The 15,882-nt window shown below is 63.8% G+C and carries 11 protein-coding genes; 3 read left to right on the top strand and 8 right to left on the bottom strand.

Translation table 11 applies throughout. The features are described 5' to 3' along the window. Positions 1-13: 13 nt before the first annotated feature. Both B7449_RS00215 and B7449_RS00210 read right to left on the bottom strand, forming a co-directional pair. The gene (locus B7449_RS00215; RefSeq protein WP_039735050.1) at positions 14-751 is read right to left on the bottom strand and encodes an ABC transporter permease; all 738 of its coding nucleotides are present in this window, start codon (positions 749-751) and stop codon (positions 14-16) included. Further along, complete coding sequence (locus B7449_RS00210; RefSeq protein ID WP_039735048.1) at positions 748-1,503, bottom strand: ABC transporter permease; 756 nt, start codon at positions 1,501-1,503, stop codon at positions 748-750. Before B7449_RS00210 ends, B7449_RS00215 begins: the two co-directional genes overlap by 4 nt. Before the next feature lie 359 nt (positions 1,504-1,862). Here B7449_RS00210 and B7449_RS00205 point away from each other — a divergent pair, with 359 nt between their 5' ends. Genes B7449_RS00205 through B7449_RS00195 form a run of 3 tightly spaced genes read left to right on the top strand, consistent with a single transcriptional unit; the run spans position 1,863 to position 5,060 of the window. Further along, the gene (locus B7449_RS00205; RefSeq protein ID WP_039735045.1) at positions 1,863-2,885 is read left to right on the top strand and encodes an ABC transporter substrate-binding protein; all 1,023 of its coding nucleotides are present in this window, start codon (positions 1,863-1,865) and stop codon (positions 2,883-2,885) included. Position 2,886: 1 nt separating this feature from the next. Next, entirely contained in the window at positions 2,887-4,278 is a 1,392-nt protein-coding gene (locus tag B7449_RS00200; RefSeq protein ID WP_039735042.1) for an amidohydrolase family protein, read from the top strand. Then, on the top strand, positions 4,278-5,060 hold the full coding sequence (locus tag B7449_RS00195; protein ID WP_039735040.1) for an ABC transporter ATP-binding protein: 783 nt from the start codon (positions 4,278-4,280) through the stop codon (positions 5,058-5,060). The genes B7449_RS00200 and B7449_RS00195 overlap by 1 nt, the downstream gene beginning before the upstream one ends. Before the next feature lie 171 nt (positions 5,061-5,231). Here the strand turns inward: B7449_RS00195 and B7449_RS00190 are convergent, their stop codons facing one another. From B7449_RS00190 to B7449_RS00165, 6 genes are read right to left on the bottom strand one after another with little or no spacing between them, the layout of a single operon-like run. After that, positions 5,232-5,687, bottom strand: a complete 456-nt coding sequence (locus B7449_RS00190; protein WP_039735038.1) for a nitrate reductase associated protein — start codon at positions 5,685-5,687, stop codon at positions 5,232-5,234. Between the two features lie 21 nt (positions 5,688-5,708). After that, positions 5,709-6,704 (bottom strand): ABC transporter substrate-binding protein, encoded by a 996-nt coding sequence (locus tag B7449_RS00185; protein ID WP_039735036.1) that lies wholly within the window; start codon positions 6,702-6,704, stop codon positions 5,709-5,711. Continuing rightward, complete coding sequence (locus tag B7449_RS00180; protein ID WP_039735034.1) at positions 6,701-7,312, bottom strand: ANTAR domain-containing response regulator; 612 nt, start codon at positions 7,310-7,312, stop codon at positions 6,701-6,703. Before B7449_RS00180 ends, B7449_RS00185 begins: the two co-directional genes overlap by 4 nt. Then, entirely contained in the window at positions 7,312-11,295 is a 3,984-nt protein-coding gene (locus B7449_RS00175; RefSeq protein WP_039735032.1) for a bifunctional nitrate reductase/sulfite reductase flavoprotein subunit alpha, read from the bottom strand. The genes B7449_RS00180 and B7449_RS00175 overlap by 1 nt, the downstream gene beginning before the upstream one ends. A 4-nt stretch (positions 11,296-11,299) precedes the next feature. Next, positions 11,300-14,203: a nitrite reductase large subunit NirB gene (nirB, locus tag B7449_RS00170; RefSeq protein WP_048883062.1), complete on the bottom strand. Its 2,904-nt coding sequence runs from the start codon at positions 14,201-14,203 to the stop codon at positions 11,300-11,302. A gap of 29 nt (positions 14,204-14,232) precedes the next feature. Beyond that, positions 14,233-15,873 carry an alginate export family protein gene (locus B7449_RS00165; protein WP_039733120.1) on the bottom strand — a complete coding sequence of 547 codons (1,641 nt, stop codon included), beginning with the start codon at positions 15,871-15,873 and terminating at the stop codon, positions 14,233-14,235. Positions 15,874-15,882 lie beyond the last annotated feature (9 nt).

Below are 15,882 nucleotides of genomic sequence, written 5' to 3'. Positions count from 1 at the left end.
CACGTCCCCTTTCCTATCGCCAGCGCCGGGTTACGGCCCGTTCGGCATGCAGGGCCAGAAAGAAACAGCAGACCGACAGCACCATCGCCACAAGGCTGCACCCGAAGGCGCGTTCGGACCGGAATTCGGCTGTTGTAATACGGAACAGCGCACCCAGCCCCCCTGTCTGCATAAGATATTCGGCGGTCAGGCTCGCCAGGATCGCGGTCGGGGCCGCGATACGCAGGGCTGTCATACAGGATGGCACGGATGCTGGCAGTCGAAGCAGCAGCAGCCGTGCCCGCGCGCCAGCCCCGAATACGCTGAAGACATCCAGACTGCCCGCCGGAACCGACCGCAGTCCCGCGTGCATGTATACGAAGGCAGGCAGAAAACAGATGATGGCCACGATGATGATCAGCGTTGTCATGTGATACCCGAACAGGCGCGACAGAACAGGAATGATGGCCACAACCGGGATGGAAGACAGCATCATTGCAAGTGGCGTCAGCAGATATTCCATGACTGCGGAAAACTGGCACAGCAGCGCCAGCATGCCCCCCATCGCCAGTCCCGCCGTAAGGCCCGGAACGGCGACCAGCAGCGTCCCTGCCGCGGCGCGGCCATAAACCAGCGGGTTGGACGCCATATCCATGAGGACAGCCATGGGGTGCGGCATGACGATCTGGTTGACCCCGCTGGCCTGCACCCCGACCTGCCAGACCAGCAGCAGCAGGCACGGCCCCCACCAGCGCGCAAGGAAACGTTTCATCGGTAATGCCGTCCCACGATACGTTCGACATAGCCAAGCAGGACAAAAATGATGAGTGACAGCCCACAGCACAGGATGACCGTGCTCCACAGCAGGGCGATCTGGAAGTTTTCCATCGCGCTGAGGATCAGCAGCCCAAGACCATGGGCGGAGCCGAACCATTCGCCCAGTATGGTGCCCAGGAAAGCCACTGGCACGGCCTGTCGCAATCCGGTTACCAGTGCCGGCAGGGCGGACGGGACATCAAGCAGCCACAGCCTGCGCAGGGGGGACGCGCCGAATATCTGGAACAGGTCCCTATGCGTTGGCGCGGCCGACTCAATCGCAGTACAGCCTGCGATGTAGGAGACGAAAAAGACCCCGATCGCGGCGATGGCCGTCCCGGCCCAGACAGGGGACAGCACGGCCATGAACAGCGGCCCCAGCGCGATCATGGGTATGGCATGGATAACGCTTGCCAGCCGGTCCAGCCCGGCCCGGGAAAAAGGCAGGAGATGCCCGAACAGCGCGGCTGCTAGCCCCCCTGCCTGCCCGATGCCATATCCCCATGCCGCTGTCGAAAGCGTTGCCAGACCTGCACGGATATAGAGATGCCGGCGGTATGGCACCGTAAGGCTGGCGATGACACTGCTCAGTGGCGGAAAGGTCGGGCCAAGCAGTTTTGCACTCCCGATAACCTGCCACAGGACCAGGATAACCGCGAACCCGACGGCCGCAGTGATGGCTGCGCGGAAGTGGGTGACGTATTTCATGCTGTCGCACCGCGGCGATGTATCGGGGCGTGTCCGTGGCGGGATCGCAGGATCGTGTGGCCTGCGCCATCACCCCTGTGTTTCGTTCCCGTGCTACGCTTCCGTGAATACTGGACGGGCATGTCGCACCCTCCCTCTCAGGATATGAACAGTCGGCGGGAAAACGTGGCAATGCGTGGCGTGGCCTGCATTGGAATCATAACTTGCAAGAAACGATGATAGCGACCTGCATCCATCATGTCAGTAACATAATTTACACGTTGACGCTCATTTGGAAAATAAAGTAACATTTTTTCATCAGGAAAAAAATTGCGTGACATGTTTCGGGGCAGGCCGGGACAGCATACGGAGGTCATGGCATGAAATGGCATCGAAGATCGTTCCTCGCCAGCCTTGCCCTGTGCTGTGCTGCGGCACCCGGTTCCACACGGGCAGCCGAAACCCCGTCCCTGCCAGTTGTCAGGCTGAAGCTCGGCTGGATTGCCAATGTCCAGTACGCAGGCGAATGGATTGCCCTTGATCGCGGGTTTTTCCGTGATCAGGGGCTGGATGTCACATGGACAGCGGGCGGCCCCAATGCGCCAGACCCGGCCGTCATGCTGGCGGCGGGACGGGCCGACCTGTCCTACATGTCATGGCTGCCGTTTCTGGATGCGGTCGCACGTGGCAATGACCTTGTGATACTCGGCACCGAAATGCCCCGCAATCCGCTCGGGGTCATTTCACTGCCCGCCCACCCCGTGCGTGTGCCGCGCGACCTGCTTGGCCTGCGCATCCTTGCACAGGGCGTTAACGAGACGACATCAATCAATGCCGTGCTCGCCATTGCGGGCCTGCCCCGGCAATGGACCTTCGTCCCGGCCGGTTTTGCCCCCGATCCGCTGCTTGACGGGCAGGGCGACGCGTTCGTGGGGTTCGATACCAACCAGAAGCTCACGCTTGAAATGATGGGCCTGAAACAGGACAGGGACTTCATTTTCACGAATTTCGCCGATCTGGGATTCGTCACCCCTGCCGCCCTTCTGGTGACGACCCGCGCCTACCTTACGCAGAACCGGCCCCGCGTCGTGGCCTTCCTGCGTGCGTTGATACAGGGGTGGACCTTCAACGAAACCGATCCCGCGGTCGCTGCCCGTCTGGTGGTTGAAAAATATGGCGAGGATTACGGCTTCGACCTTGACCAGCAGATCCTGCAGAACAGGAGCCAGATCCCCTTCACCCATTATCGCGGCATGCCGTCGCGCCCGCTTCTCTCCCTCGATCGGGACATGATGGCCGGGCCGATGTATGCCGCCGCCCGCGCGGCGGGGCGCACGGCCCTGCCCGATATCGACCGGATTGCCGATTTCACGGTTGTTCCCGAAGCCTTTAAAGGAATTTGACATGGCGCTTCCCTCTCAGGCGGATATCGTCATCCATGGATGCGATATCGTAACAATGAACGATGCCGGGGACGTCATTCGTGATGGCGTCATCGTCATAAGCAACGGCCGGCTGGCGCATGTCGGTTCCCGGACCGATATTGGCGACATTGCCGCCACGACCGTGATTGACGGACGGGGCCGGATCGCCATGCCCGGCATGATCGATGCGCATGTCCATACCGCGCAGCAGCTGTTGCGCGGCAAGCTGGCTGAGATGAGCCGCCTCGGCCCGCTGCGCAACCCGCCATGGAAAAACTATTATGTTCCGTTCGAGGCCCTTCTCGATCCCGAAGACATCTATCTGAGCGGCCTGCTGGCCTATGCCAACATGATCATGTGCGGCACGACCTGTTTTGCCGAAGCCGGTGGCCCCCACCCTGATGAAATGGCCCGGGCGGCGGTTGAAACCGGCATTCGCGGTTTTGTCGCCCTGACGACATCGGACCTGAACACCAGTTTTGCAGGAAGGGACATGCCGCCATCAATGATGATGACGACGGACGAGGCCCTGGCCAGGAACATCGCCCTGGTTGAACGGTGGCGCGATCACGCCCGGGTCAGGGCATGGATGTCGCTGCGCCAGATCATCGTGTGCAGTCCCACGCTGATCGCAGGCATGGCGGATGCGGCACGCGCCCACGGCGTAAAAATCCATACCCATCTGGCTGAAGGCACGTATGAGGTGGATTACGCGCTGGAACAGCACGGCAAGCGCCCCACCGAATACCTGAACGACCTTGGCGCGCTTGGGCCACACCTGCACTGCGCCCATTCGGTCATCCTGTCTGCCGAGGAAGTTGACCTTTACGCCACGCACCGGATGTCTGCCTGCCACTGCGCCTTTGGCAATTACGGGATCGGCGTGCCCCGCCTGCAGGAAATGTGGCGGCGCGGGGTGGATATCGGAATGGGAACCGATGGCGCGGCCTCGGCCTTTACGCTCGACCTCTTTCAGGTCGCCCATGCCGCACGGGTCGGTCAGGCCGCGGCCATTGGCCATGCCTATCACCAGCGTGTTCCCATGTCCGGGGAAGACCTGCTCAGGATCGCGACACGTGGCGGCGCGCGCGCCGTGGGAATGGGGGACGAACTGGGCTGTCTGGAGGTCGGGCGCCGTGCGGACTTGATCCTGGTGGAGACATCCGACCTTGATCACATGGGGTCGATGGACCCGCTTTTCCTTGCGGCGCATTGCGTGGTCGGGCGGGATGTGCGCGATGTCATTATCGACGGCGCGGTGGTGATGCGTGACCGCAGGCTGCTCAACATCGATATCGAGGCCCTGCGCGCAAGGGTGAATGAACGCAGGGCAAGGATCATGGAAAGGTTTGACGCGATGGTCCAGAGCTGATGCAGCGCGTCCCGGCAATCGAGCTGAGCCATGTCTCCAAGACGTTCCAGCTGAATGACGGCCGGAGCATTCTGGCGCTGGACGACATTTCCCTTGCCATCCGGGAAGGTGAATTCGTCGCGCTGCTGGGGCCGAGCGGTTGCGGGAAAAGCACGATCCTGCGCCTGATCGCGGCACTGGACACGCCCGGCGCGGGACAGATCCGGGTGGAAGGTGTGGCGCCTGCCGAACTGTCGCGCGCGCATCGTCTGGGTGTCGCTTTTCAGGATGCGGCCCTGCTGCCGTGGCTGTCGATCGCGGCGAACATCAGCCTGCCCTTCCGCCTGGCCGGGCATCCGGTCGATCAGGCACGGGTGGACGACCTGATCCGGCGGGTCGGGCTGGCGGATTTTGCCCATGCACGACCCGGCCAGCTTTCCGGCGGCATGCGCCAGCGCGCGGCCATTGCGCGTGCGCTGGTGCTTTCGCCAGAAGTCCTGCTGCTGGATGAACCCTTTGGCGCGCTGGATGCCGTCACGCGCCGCAGCATGAACCTTGAGCTCATGCGGCTGTGGAGCACGCAGCAGATCACCACCCTGCTGATCACGCATGATGTCGCGGAGGCCCTGTTCCTTGCGGATCGTATCATCGTGCTCAGGCCCCGCCCCGGCCGCATCGCCCACGAGGTTGACGTCCCCTTCCCCCGGCCACGCGACGCCACGATCATGCGCACGGAGCAGTTTCATTTCATGGCGGATACACTGACAAACATGCTTGCCGATGGTTTTGATGAACAGGCATGACCAGCTTCTGACGTGACAGGCAGGCTTTCTGGAACATGGAACGTTTCCGGGTGTCGCCGTTTTCCACGAAGGCGATGTTTTCCGGGGGGACGTGAAACAGGCTTTACCAGAAACATCCAGCAGGTTTACGGGATGTTTCATAAGCCGCCTGTCTGAAACGGGTGGCATCCGTCATGCATCCGTATCAAGAAATTCCCGTAATGCCGGTCCAAAATTCTGGTTTTCATGGCCCGGCCGCGTCAGCTTGACCAGCGCGAAACGCTGCAGGCAGGACAGGTGCCTCCACTGTTCGGGCGTAGGTGCCCGCAACCCGCTGGATTGCGCTTTCAGCCTGATCGCATCGGGCACGCCATCAGCCAGCTGCCATGTTTCGGTCCGGGCGGGTGGAAGCAGTTTTGGCTCTTCCCCTGCCCGGGTCCTGATCAGGTGCACGAGGAACGACCGGTACGCGGTCCATTCTGGCGGCGTGGCGGCGGGACGGTCCACCAGTGCCTGCCTGTCCTGCCGGGTGAAGCGGCTCCACTGACGCAGGCTGAGTTTTACCCCGCACAGGTCCAGCTTCATGCGTACGATCATGGGAACGCAGCGTAACGACAGGGCAAAGTCCATTTCGAAATTGAACAGCACGGTTTCCCTCCCCCGCGTGGTTCACAGTGACCGTGCGCAGGCATGGGGGGGATCGGCGGGTATGGGACCGATCCAGCGCATGAGCATCTGATGCTCGGCATCGTCCACCCATCCCAGCGCCGTCATATCGCTTATGATCCAGTCAAGGTCGGACGGCAGCAGGCTGCCCCCGGCGAAGGTAACGCATTCGCGCGCGTCCCCACCGGGCAGAATGGCGTCCGTGGCCGCCAGCGGCAAGGTCAGCCCGCCCGCCGCGACGGGGGCTGCCAGTGCGCGCGCGATGTCCGCGTGGTGGTCCGGCTGCTGGCAGAACGCAATCGCGTCCCGCAGGGCATGCGACATGCGGCGGGCCGTTGCATCGCAAGACAGCAGTTTTCCCGATGCGACAATGATCTTTTCAACATGGCCGGGCAGGACGGTGGCTGATCCGCCCACGCGAAAGGCAAGCCCGAGCTGTTCCGCCTCGGTGCCCCATGGCGGACCGACACAGCCGCCATCAATCGCGTTTTCCGCAAGGGCATGGATCATGTCGGTCGGGGGCATGACCGACAGGTCGATCTCATCCTCCATGCTGACATCAATCATATTCAGGAAACGCCGGAGGATGAGAAGATGGGTGGAATACATGTGCACGACGGCAATACGTGGCTTCCGCCCGATGGTCGCGGACCACAGGTCAAAGGCCTGCCGTCCCTGGCGGCCGGCATTCCATGCCCCTTCCACCGGGTTGACGCCGCGCAGCATGATCGTGTTGCCGCCACGGCTGATCCGGCCCAGCGGGCGCAGCCCCGTATCATGCCCGCGCCGCCCGAGCGCGGTCATCATGGCCAGCGGCGCGAAAATGACGGCGGCATCCAGCCGGTTCCATGCCAGGCCATCGGCGATGTTGGCCCAGGATGGGGAGACGACGATTTCGGTCTCCAGACCATGATGGGCAAAAATGCCCTGCTGCCGCCCCATGATCACCGGTGCGCTGTCAGCCAGCTTCAGCACGCCGATCCGTAACGATGTGTTCATGATGCCTCATCCTTTTTGTGCGATGCCAGATACTCCCCTGCGACGGTCGCAATGCGACGTGATGTCTGCATGGCCTGGCGCTGGAGCCATCGATAGGCCTGCGCTTCGCTGGTTTTTTCGTTTTTCATGAAACATCTCTTCGCCTGTTCGATGATCCTGCGCTCGGCAAGGACACGCTGCGCTTCGGTCAGTTCGTCGCGCGTGCGGCGGAAGCGGGCATACAGCGCGATGGCGGCACGTAGCAGCGGCTTTACATCACGGGGCAGTGCTTCAAGCACATTGTAGGAACATATGCCCGTATCGAAGGCTGTCTCCATCAGTTCCACATCGTCCTCATCCACGAACAGGGCGACCGGGCGTTCCAGTGCTGAACAGGACAGGGCGCGAATGCTGTCCAGCGCGTCACGGTCGGCCCTGTTCATGTCGACCAGCACGACATCGGGCCGACAGGCCCGCACCGCATCGACCAGCGCCGTACCGGGGGGAACGGTCAGGACATCCAGTGACGCATCGGCGTGCAGCGCCTCCGACAGGGCATGGCCCCTGCGGGGATTTTCGTCCGCGACCAGCACCTTCAGGCGCGTACCGGGTGACATGTCCTCACGCATCAGTACACATCACGCAGATAGCGGCCTTCGCGCGTCAGGTTGCTTACGAATGCATCCGCATCGCCGGATGACAGGTCGCCGTGACGGGCCACGATCCGGCGCAGTGCCGCATCAACATCCCGCGCCATGCGGGTCGCGTCACCGCAGACATAGACATAGGCTCCATCCCGCAGCCAGTCCCACAGTTCGCCGCCTGCGGCCTCCATCCGGTCCTGCACGTACACCCGTTCGGGCTGATCGCGTGAAAAGGCGGTATCCAGGCGCGTCAGCACCCCACCCGACACGAAGGCGTCCAGTTCATCATGATAGTAGAAGCCTTCCGCCGCGTGGCGTTCCCCGAAGAACAGCCAGTTCCGGCCTGCAGACCGCCGCGCCGCGCGTTCCTGCAGGAACCCCCGGAATGGTGCGATGCCGGTGCCGGGGCCGATCATGATCATGGCGGCGCCATCATCCGCTGGCAGCCGGAAATGCGTGGTGGGCTGAATGAAAACCGGCACGTCCGCCCCATCGTCCAGCCCCGCCAGCCAGTTCGAGCATACGCCCGGCCATGGCGTAAGGCTGACCCCCATCGTCAGTTCCACCACCCGCCCGGATGCGTGTGGCGAGGAGGCAATCGAGTAAAGCCGCGGCTGCATGCGCCGGAACAGGCCCGGTATGTCCTGCGCCGTGACCGACAGCGATGCGTCGTTCAGCAGATGGGGCAGGAAACCCGGCGCACGGCCACCCAGTGCCGCCAGCATGGCCGGGTTGGGACGGCTCAGGTCAAAATGGCGCGTGAGGGCTTCGTGCAGCCCCACCGTTCCACAGCCACGCAGCACGACGGGCGTATCTTCCGGCAGGCGCAGCGCGCGCAGGGCCGTTTCCACATGGGCTGCCGGGTTGCTGGGCCATATGCCCAGCGCATCCCCCGGGGCCCAGTTCAGTTCCGTTCCGCTTACATCCAGGCCGATGCGCCGCGTGTCCCTGTCGCAGCCTGCGGCGCACAGGCGTTCGTTGATGGACAGCCGGGCCATGACGGGGGCTTCCCGCGTGCCGGACGCCGGGGGGGATGGCGCGTCCGCCAGCGCGGGTGTGGCGGGCATGGCAGTCTGTCCGCCGGTTCTTGCCTGCGCAAGGGCCGTGAGCATGGTCGCCCGCCATGTTTCGACCGTATCCTCGAAATCAGGTTCGCAGTCCACGCGTTCCACGAATGGCGTCGCCCCCAGTTCCCGCAGGCGTCCGTCCAGCGCCCGGCCGAAGCCGCAGAAACTGGCATAGGAGGAATCCCCCAGTGCCAGCACGGCGAATGTCAGGTCGGGCATGGGGGCCTGCCGTTCGCGCAACATGTCCCAGAACGGAGCGGCGCAGTCCGGCGGGTCCCCGTCACCGAAGGTGGACACCACGAACAGCGCCGGACCCGCAGGCAGGGTGTCCGCATCGAATGCATCAAGGCATTTTCCTTCCGCCATGTGGCCGGCCTCGCGCAGCCAGCCAACGATCGTGGCGGCCAGCCCTTCCGCGCGCCCGGTCTGGGATGCCCACCATACGCTGATACCCGGCGCGGCGGCCGCAGGCGTTTCCGGCACGGTCCCGCCAGCCGGCTGCATGCGACTGTACAGGCCCGCGAGGATGCCGCTGATCCGTGCGCGCGCCTGTGCCGGCAGTGGCGCCGATGCGGGCAGAACAGGTACTTCCCCTGCGCCCGGCGGGGCCATTTCCAGCCCGTCGAGGAATCCGGACAGCCATGCCCGTCCCTCATCTGGCAGGGTTGCGGCGACGGACTGGTCCGGCCGCGCCAGGCCAAGATGGCTGGTAAGGGCGCGCAGCATCATGGCGGACTCTCCTTTCCTGACTGGTTTCACATCATCGGCGGCCGGGCCTGCGGCCTGTTCCACACGTTCCAGCGCCACCGCGCAGAGCTTGAAGCCGGGTTGTAGCGAAATCGGGTCCACGGTGTCCGGTGTGACGGAATTGACCGTCAGGTCCGGCCCGAAACGGTCATTCCAGTGAAACGGGGCAAAGCAGGTGCCGGGCCGTACCCGCGCGGAAATCTGGACCGGCAGGACGATCTGTCCCCGTCGCGACGTGATCCTTACGCGATCATCCTGCGTCAGGCCAAGCGCATGGGCGTCGGGCGGGGCGATTTCCACAAAGGGACCGGGGTTCAGGCGGTTCAGGCTGTCCACGCGCCCGGTCTTGGTCAGCGTATGCCACTGGTGCTGTAGCCTGCCACTGTTCAGCACGAAGGGAAATTCATCATCCGGCCATTCATCCGGCCGCATCCACGGCCGGGCGAAAAAGACCCCCTTTCCATCCGGCGTGGCGAAGACGGGGCCGGTCCCGTCGGGGGACAGGTACCGGATCGGATGCCGGGCCTGCGTGTCGCCTGCGGGCGCGGGCCACTGCACCGGGCCGTTGCGCAGCCGCGCGTGGCTGACGCCTGCAATGTCATAGCCGGTTTTCGGGTTGCTGAACCGGCTGGCTTCGGCAAACACCTCGGCGGCGGAGGTGAAGGCGAAATCCTGCGCAAACCCCATGGCCCGCGCCACGCGGGCGATGATGTCCCAGTCCGGCAGCGCCTCGCCCGGTGGTGGCACTGCCCTGCGCGCAAGGGTCATGGTACGATCGGAATTGACCTGCACGCCATCCCCTTCGGCCCACAGGGCGGCGGGCAGCACGATATCGGCAAAGCGCGTCGTCTCGCCATCCGCGAATGCGTCCTGCACGATCACGCAGTCTGCCGCTTCCAGCGCCCGGACCACATGCCGGCGGTTGGCAACGGTGGCGACGGGGTTGGTGCAGATGACCCAGCATGCCCGGATGTCACCGCGTTCCATCGCCTCGAACATGGCAATCACGCCATTGCCTCCGGTGTCGCGCAGGGTGCCGGGGGGCAGCGACCACTGTTCTTCCGTAAAGGCGCGGTCCGCTGGCACCAATGCGCTGCGCTGCCCCGGCAGGCCCGGCCCCATGTAGCCCATCTCGCGCCCGCCCATGGCATTGGGCTGCCCGGTCAGCGAAAACGGCCCGCTACCGGGTCGGCAGATGGCCCCGGTAGCGAGATGGAGGTTACACAGTGCGTTGGTGTTCCATGTGCCGGCAATGCTCTGGTTCAGGCCCATGGTCCACAGGCTCATCCACTCCCCGGCCTCCGCAATCCAGCGCGCGGCGGTCAGGATGTCCTCAACCGGCAGGCCGGTGATTTCGGCCACGGCCTGGGGGGCGTATTCATCCAGAAAGGGTTCCATCGCCTCCCACCCTGTCGTGGCCCGGGCGATGAAGTCCCTGTCGATCGCATCGTTTTTGACCAGAAGGTGGAGCAGGCCATTGAGCAGCGCCAGATCCGTGCCGGGGCGGATCGGCAGGTACAGGTCGGCCTTTTCCGCCGTGGCCGTCCGGCGCGGGTCAACCACGATCAGCCGCGCACCTGCCCGTTTGCGGTCCATCAGCCGCAGGAACAGGATCGGATGGCAGTCGGCCATGTTGGCGCCAATGACGAAAAACAGGTCGGTGCGGTCGAAATCCTCATAACTGCCCGGCGGGGCGTCGGCGCCAAGGGACAGCTTGTAGCCTGTGCCTGCCGCGGCCATGCACAGGCGGGAATTGGATTCAATATGCTGGCTGCGGACAAACCCCTTGGCCAGTTTGTTGATCAGGTACTGCGCCTCCAGCGACATCTGCCCCGATACGTAAAAGGCGATGGCGTCGGGCCCATGTTCGTCAAGGATGGCGCGCAGCCGTGCGGCCGTAGCGTCGATGGCCTGCTGCACGCCCGCAGGCGCGGCCTGTTCCCCGCGCCGGGGGCGGATGGCGGCGTGGCGCAGGCGCTGGTCGGACAGGAGCGGCCGGTCGCACGAACTGCCCTTGGTGCACAGGCGGCCGCCATTCGCAGGGTGCGCGCCATCGCCCCGCACCTTTGCAATGCGGTCGTTTTCCACTTCCAGTATGACCCCACAGCCCACCCCGCAATAGGGGCAGACAGTGCGGATGTCCTCCCGCGCCATGGGGTCAGGCCGATACGGGTTCCGGCGGCGCTGCAACCGTTTTGGCGCGGATCTCCACCTTTCCGTTTTCCACGCGGGCGTCCCATGTCCGCAGCCGTACGGCGGGGTCCTCCAGGCACTGCCCGTCCTCCAGGCGGAAATGCTGCTTGTACAGCGGCGAGGCCACCACCACCTGTCCCTTCAGATCGCCCATGATGCCGCGCCCGAGCACGTTGGCGTTCGAAAACGGGTCGTGATTGTCGATCGCATAGACCCGGGCGGGCGCGCCCTCCCCCTCCGTCGCGGGCAGGTAGAACAGGGCGATCTGGTCGCCATCATGCCACGCCACGACCCCGGACATGGCCACCAGATCATCGTGTCCGCACAGTTCGGTCCAGTCTGCCGGCCCGGCCGATGGCGTGGTTTCCGGCAGGTTATCTGCCGGGCGGACCTGATCGCGTTCGGGTATGGTGCGGATGTTCGGATCGGGACGGCTGTCATTGACGAAGGTACGGAACCGCTTGAGTTTTTCACGGTCCGTCAGCGCATCGCGCCATTCGCAGTGGTAACGGTCCACCACCATCTGCATCTGTCGTTCCAGTTCCGCACAGATGCCAAGGCTGTCGTTGATGATGACGTCCTTGAGGTAATCCAGCCCGCCTTCAAGGTTTTCGCGCCAGACCGAGGTACGCTGAAGCTTGTCCGCCGTCCGGATATAGAACATCAGGAAACGGTCGATATATTTCACCAGCGTTTCGGCATCCAGGTCGGTCGCGAACAGTTCCGCATGGCGCGGGCGCATGCCGCCATTGCCGCAGACATACAGGTTCCAGCCATTTTCGGTGGCGATCACGCCTACATCCTTGCCCTGCGCCTCCGCGCATTCGCGGGTGCAGCCGGACACGGCGAATTTGAGCTTGTGCGGTGAACGCAGGCCCTTGTAGCGGTTTTCCAGATCCAGCGCCTTGCCCACGCTGTCCTGCACGCCATAGCGGCACCATGTGCTGCCCACGCAGGATTTTACGGTCCGGGTGGATTTGCCATATGCCTGTCCGGTCTCGAATCCTGCTTCCAGCAGTTCACCCCAGATATCGGGCAACTGTTCCAGCCGCGCGCCGAACAGGTCGATGCGCTGGCCGCCGGTGATCTTGGTATACAGGCCGTATTTCTTTGCCACCTGACCAAGTACGATCAGCTTCTCCGGCGTGATCTCGCCGCCCGCGATGCGGGGTACGACCGAATAGGTGCCGTTTTTCTGCATGTTGGCCATGAACGTGTCGTTCGTGTCCTGCAGCGGGATATAGAGCGGGTCCGTAATCGGCCTGTTCCAGGCCGATGCCAGGATCGAACCGACAGCGGGCTTGCAGGTGTCACAGCCCAGGCCGCCATTGCCGTACTGCGCCATCAGGTCTTCAAACGTCTGGATGCCATGCACGCGGACAAGGGAATACAGTTCCTGCCGCGTATAGGAAAAATGTTCGCACAGGCTATGGTCGACCGTAATGCCGCGCGCTTCGAGTTCGGTCTCGAACACGTTCTTGAGCAGGGTCGAACAGCCACCACAGCCCGTGCTGGCCTTCGTGGTCTGCTTCAGGCCGGCAAGATCCGTGCAGCCCCCCTCGATGGCGGCGCAGATCGCCCCCTTTGTCACGTTGTGGCACGAACAGATCATGGCCGTATCCGGCAGCGCGTCCGCCCCCAGCAGATCGGCCCCCTCCCCGCGCGGCAGGATCAGGGCCGCCGGGTCCGGCGGGGGTCTGATGGCGTTCTGTACATATTGCACGATCGTGTCGTAATAGGCGTTGTCCCCCACCAGCACGGCGCCGAGTACATGGCTGCCATCCGCCGAGAGTACGAGGCGGCGGTAGGACCCGTCCACTTCCCCGATGAAGCGGTAGCTCCGGCTGCCGGGTGTCGCGCCATGCGCATCGCCAATCGAGCCGACATCCACCCCCAGCAGCTTGAGCTTGGTGGACATGTCCGCCCCGGTAAACGCGGCGTCTTCCCCCGCCAGGGTGGACGCGACCGTGCGCGCCATGGTGTAGCCCGGCGCCACCAGCCCGAACACCTGCCCGTTCCAGCATGCGCATTCCCCGATTGCGTAGATTGCCGGGTCGGACGTACGGCACTGCCCGTCGATCACGACGCCGCCGCGTGGTCCGATGGCCAGCCCGCAGTCACGCGCCAGCCTGTCCTGCGGGCGGATGCCTGCGGAAAACACGACCAGATCGGTTTCAAGGAACGTGCCGTCGGCAAAGACAAGCCGGTGGCGGTGTGTCTCGCCCGTGGTGATCCGCTGCGTGGTATGGGATGTCAGCACCTCGATCCCCAGTGCCTCGATCCGCTGCTTCAGGGCCTGGCCGCCGTCGTCATCAAGCTGCACCGGCATGAGGCGCGGCGCGAATTCGACAACGGCCGTGGACAGCCCCAGCCCCGACAGCGCGTTGGCGGCCTCCAGCCCCAGCAGTCCGCCGCCAATGACCACGCCATGCGACGCGCCTTCTGCCGCTGCCCGGATCATGTCAAGGTCATCCAGCGTGCGGTAGACCAGCCCCGCCGTGCCGGTATTGCCCGGAACCGGCGGCACGAAGGGCGTGGAACCGGTGGCAAGGATCAGCGTATCGTATGGCAGCAGCCCTTCGGCACTTTCCACCATCCGCGCCGCGCGGTCGATGCGTGTCACCCTGACGCCACGGTGCAGGGTCAGGTCGTGATAGGTGTGGAAATCATCCACATGCAGGCGCAGCGCCAGCGCGTCGCGTCCGCTCATGTAATCGGTCAGGTGCACGCGGTCATAGGCGTGGTGTGGTTCGTCGCCAAAAATGTGAATCGCGCAGTCTTCATGCAGTCCATGCGCCACAAGCTGCTCGGCACAGTAATGGCCAACCATGCCGTTGCCGATGATGACGATGTTTCCCGTTCCGGTCATGTTCGTTTCTCCTGTCATACGATCGGCTGTCAGAATTTGAATTCCATGGTCTGCATGTAAAACGCCCCGTCCTTCGCCCCCGCGCGGTGCATCCCCTGCGATGCGACGAAGCCTGCAATATCGTGCGTCCATGTCCAGTGGGGCGCGAAGTTCCATGCAAGCTGCGTCTGGGGCGTGGTGCCGATGAACCCGCCAGACAGGCCGTTGCGCCAGCCATAGATCTTGCCGGTGCCATATACCGCGTCCTGCGTGCTTTCGCGCCAGAAAACGGGTATATGCAGTTTGAGGTGCAGGTTCGCCAGTGGCGCTGCCGTAATGACCGGCCCGATACCGACCAGGTTCTGTGATGTCAGGGCCAGCGTCACGTCATTATAATACGGCAGCGGGAAATAGGGAGTGGCGAATGTGCCGACCGCGCCATCGCTGCTGTGATACGACCCGCCTGAAAACAGGTCGCCCTGTAGTGCGATGGATGGCTTCGCCTTCAGGTTTTTTGCCGTCCACCCCAGCGTCCCGTTGACGGCATAGGCCCGCACCGGGCGTGTCGCCCCGCCACCGGCGGGACGGAATTCGCCGCCCTGAAACACGCCCGTCAGGCTGATATCGAAGGGACCGACATTCCCCCACACACGTGCGCCGATATTGTCGCGCCGGGTTGACCCGGCCTGCGTGCCCGTTGTGGTGGCCAGCGCCGCCGATGCACCGTTGAACAGGTAGCCAATGAAGAACACATCGGCGAAAATCTGGCTTTTCTGCCCCATGACCGAAAATTTCGGCAGCGCCGTGGATGTATAGATCCCATACATCCGGGCGTTGTAGTTCGTGCCGTCGGCAAAGACATTGCGCGGCAGCTTGTTGGTCTGCATGAAATCGAACAGGTCCAGCCGGAAGGATTTCCACACCGCATAGCCACGGAATCCATCCCATGACTGCTGTGCATTGGTCAGGTCGCGCGCGGACTGCATGGTGACGGGGGCATCAAGAAAGATCTGGCGACCGCCGATCACGCCCATCCGCGCGCCCAGCATTCTGCCTTTCACCTCCAGAATGCCCTGCTGGAGATCCAGCCGCTCGCGCTGTACCCCGGTCTGGTAGCCATAATAGTTCGATCCCCCGGCTTCGCCCCACAGGAACTCGGCATAGGCGCGGACATGTTCGCCCAGGTGCAGGTCGGCGCCATACTGGCTGCGCAGCAGCACGCGGCTGGCGTTGGTCTTGCCGGCGGTTCCCATCTGCGGCTGGTTTTCAAAGGCGTAGCGCAGCCGTTCCTCCCCATTGATGGATAGCCAGATATCACCCCTGTCCGTCAGGGGAATGTATTTCAGGCGGTTGAACCAGTCATTCCGGCGCTGTTCAGGCGGCGTATTGACAATGTCGCTCCAGTCCTCGGCCCAGCGCGCCTGACCGAAGCCACCAACGGTCCCGAAACCGGCCGCGGCCCCCTTTCCGGCATTGAATACTCCCCAGTCGGGGCTGTGTGGCAGTGTCACGTGGTGGACGGCCGCCTTTTCAGGCGGATGGGACGAGGTCGGGCGGATGCTGGTTGCCATGACGCCTGCGGCGGGCGCGGTGTCGGCATGAGCCGCCTGGCCGGTACACAGGCTGGCAAGAACGGTGGTGAAGCCGACCGTAAGCGAAGCGGGCCGGAGCACGTCGGAAATACAGGTCACGGGATGCGT

Source organism: Komagataeibacter intermedius TF2 (assembly GCF_000964425.1).
Lineage (GTDB): Bacteria > Pseudomonadota > Alphaproteobacteria > Acetobacterales > Acetobacteraceae > Komagataeibacter > Komagataeibacter intermedius.
The sequence above is the reverse complement of the archived record's forward strand: the minus strand, read 5'-3'. Positions and strand labels throughout refer to the sequence as shown.

Excerpts from the sequence above, each read along its gene's own strand:
- B7449_RS00215 (WP_039735050.1), bottom strand. The coding sequence starts at position 751 with ATGAAACGTTTCCTTGCGCGCTGGTGGGGGCCGTGCCTGCTGCTGCTG.
- B7449_RS00210 (WP_039735048.1), bottom strand. The coding sequence starts at position 1,503 with ATGAAATACGTCACCCACTTCCGCGCAGCCATCACTGCGGCCGTCGGG.
- B7449_RS00205 (WP_039735045.1), top strand. The coding sequence starts at position 1,863 with ATGAAATGGCATCGAAGATCGTTCCTCGCCAGCCTTGCCCTGTGCTGT.
- B7449_RS00200 (WP_039735042.1), top strand. The coding sequence starts at position 2,887 with ATGGCGCTTCCCTCTCAGGCGGATATCGTCATCCATGGATGCGATATC.
- B7449_RS00195 (WP_039735040.1), top strand. The coding sequence starts at position 4,278 with ATGCAGCGCGTCCCGGCAATCGAGCTGAGCCATGTCTCCAAGACGTTC.
- B7449_RS00185 (WP_039735036.1), bottom strand. The coding sequence starts at position 6,704 with ATGAACACATCGTTACGGATCGGCGTGCTGAAGCTGGCTGACAGCGCA.
- B7449_RS00180 (WP_039735034.1), bottom strand. The coding sequence starts at position 7,312 with ATGCGTGAGGACATGTCACCCGGTACGCGCCTGAAGGTGCTGGTCGCG.
- B7449_RS00175 (WP_039735032.1), bottom strand. The coding sequence starts at position 11,295 with ATGGCGCGGGAGGACATCCGCACTGTCTGCCCCTATTGCGGGGTGGGC.
- nirB (WP_048883062.1), bottom strand. The coding sequence starts at position 14,203 with ATGACCGGAACGGGAAACATCGTCATCATCGGCAACGGCATGGTTGGC.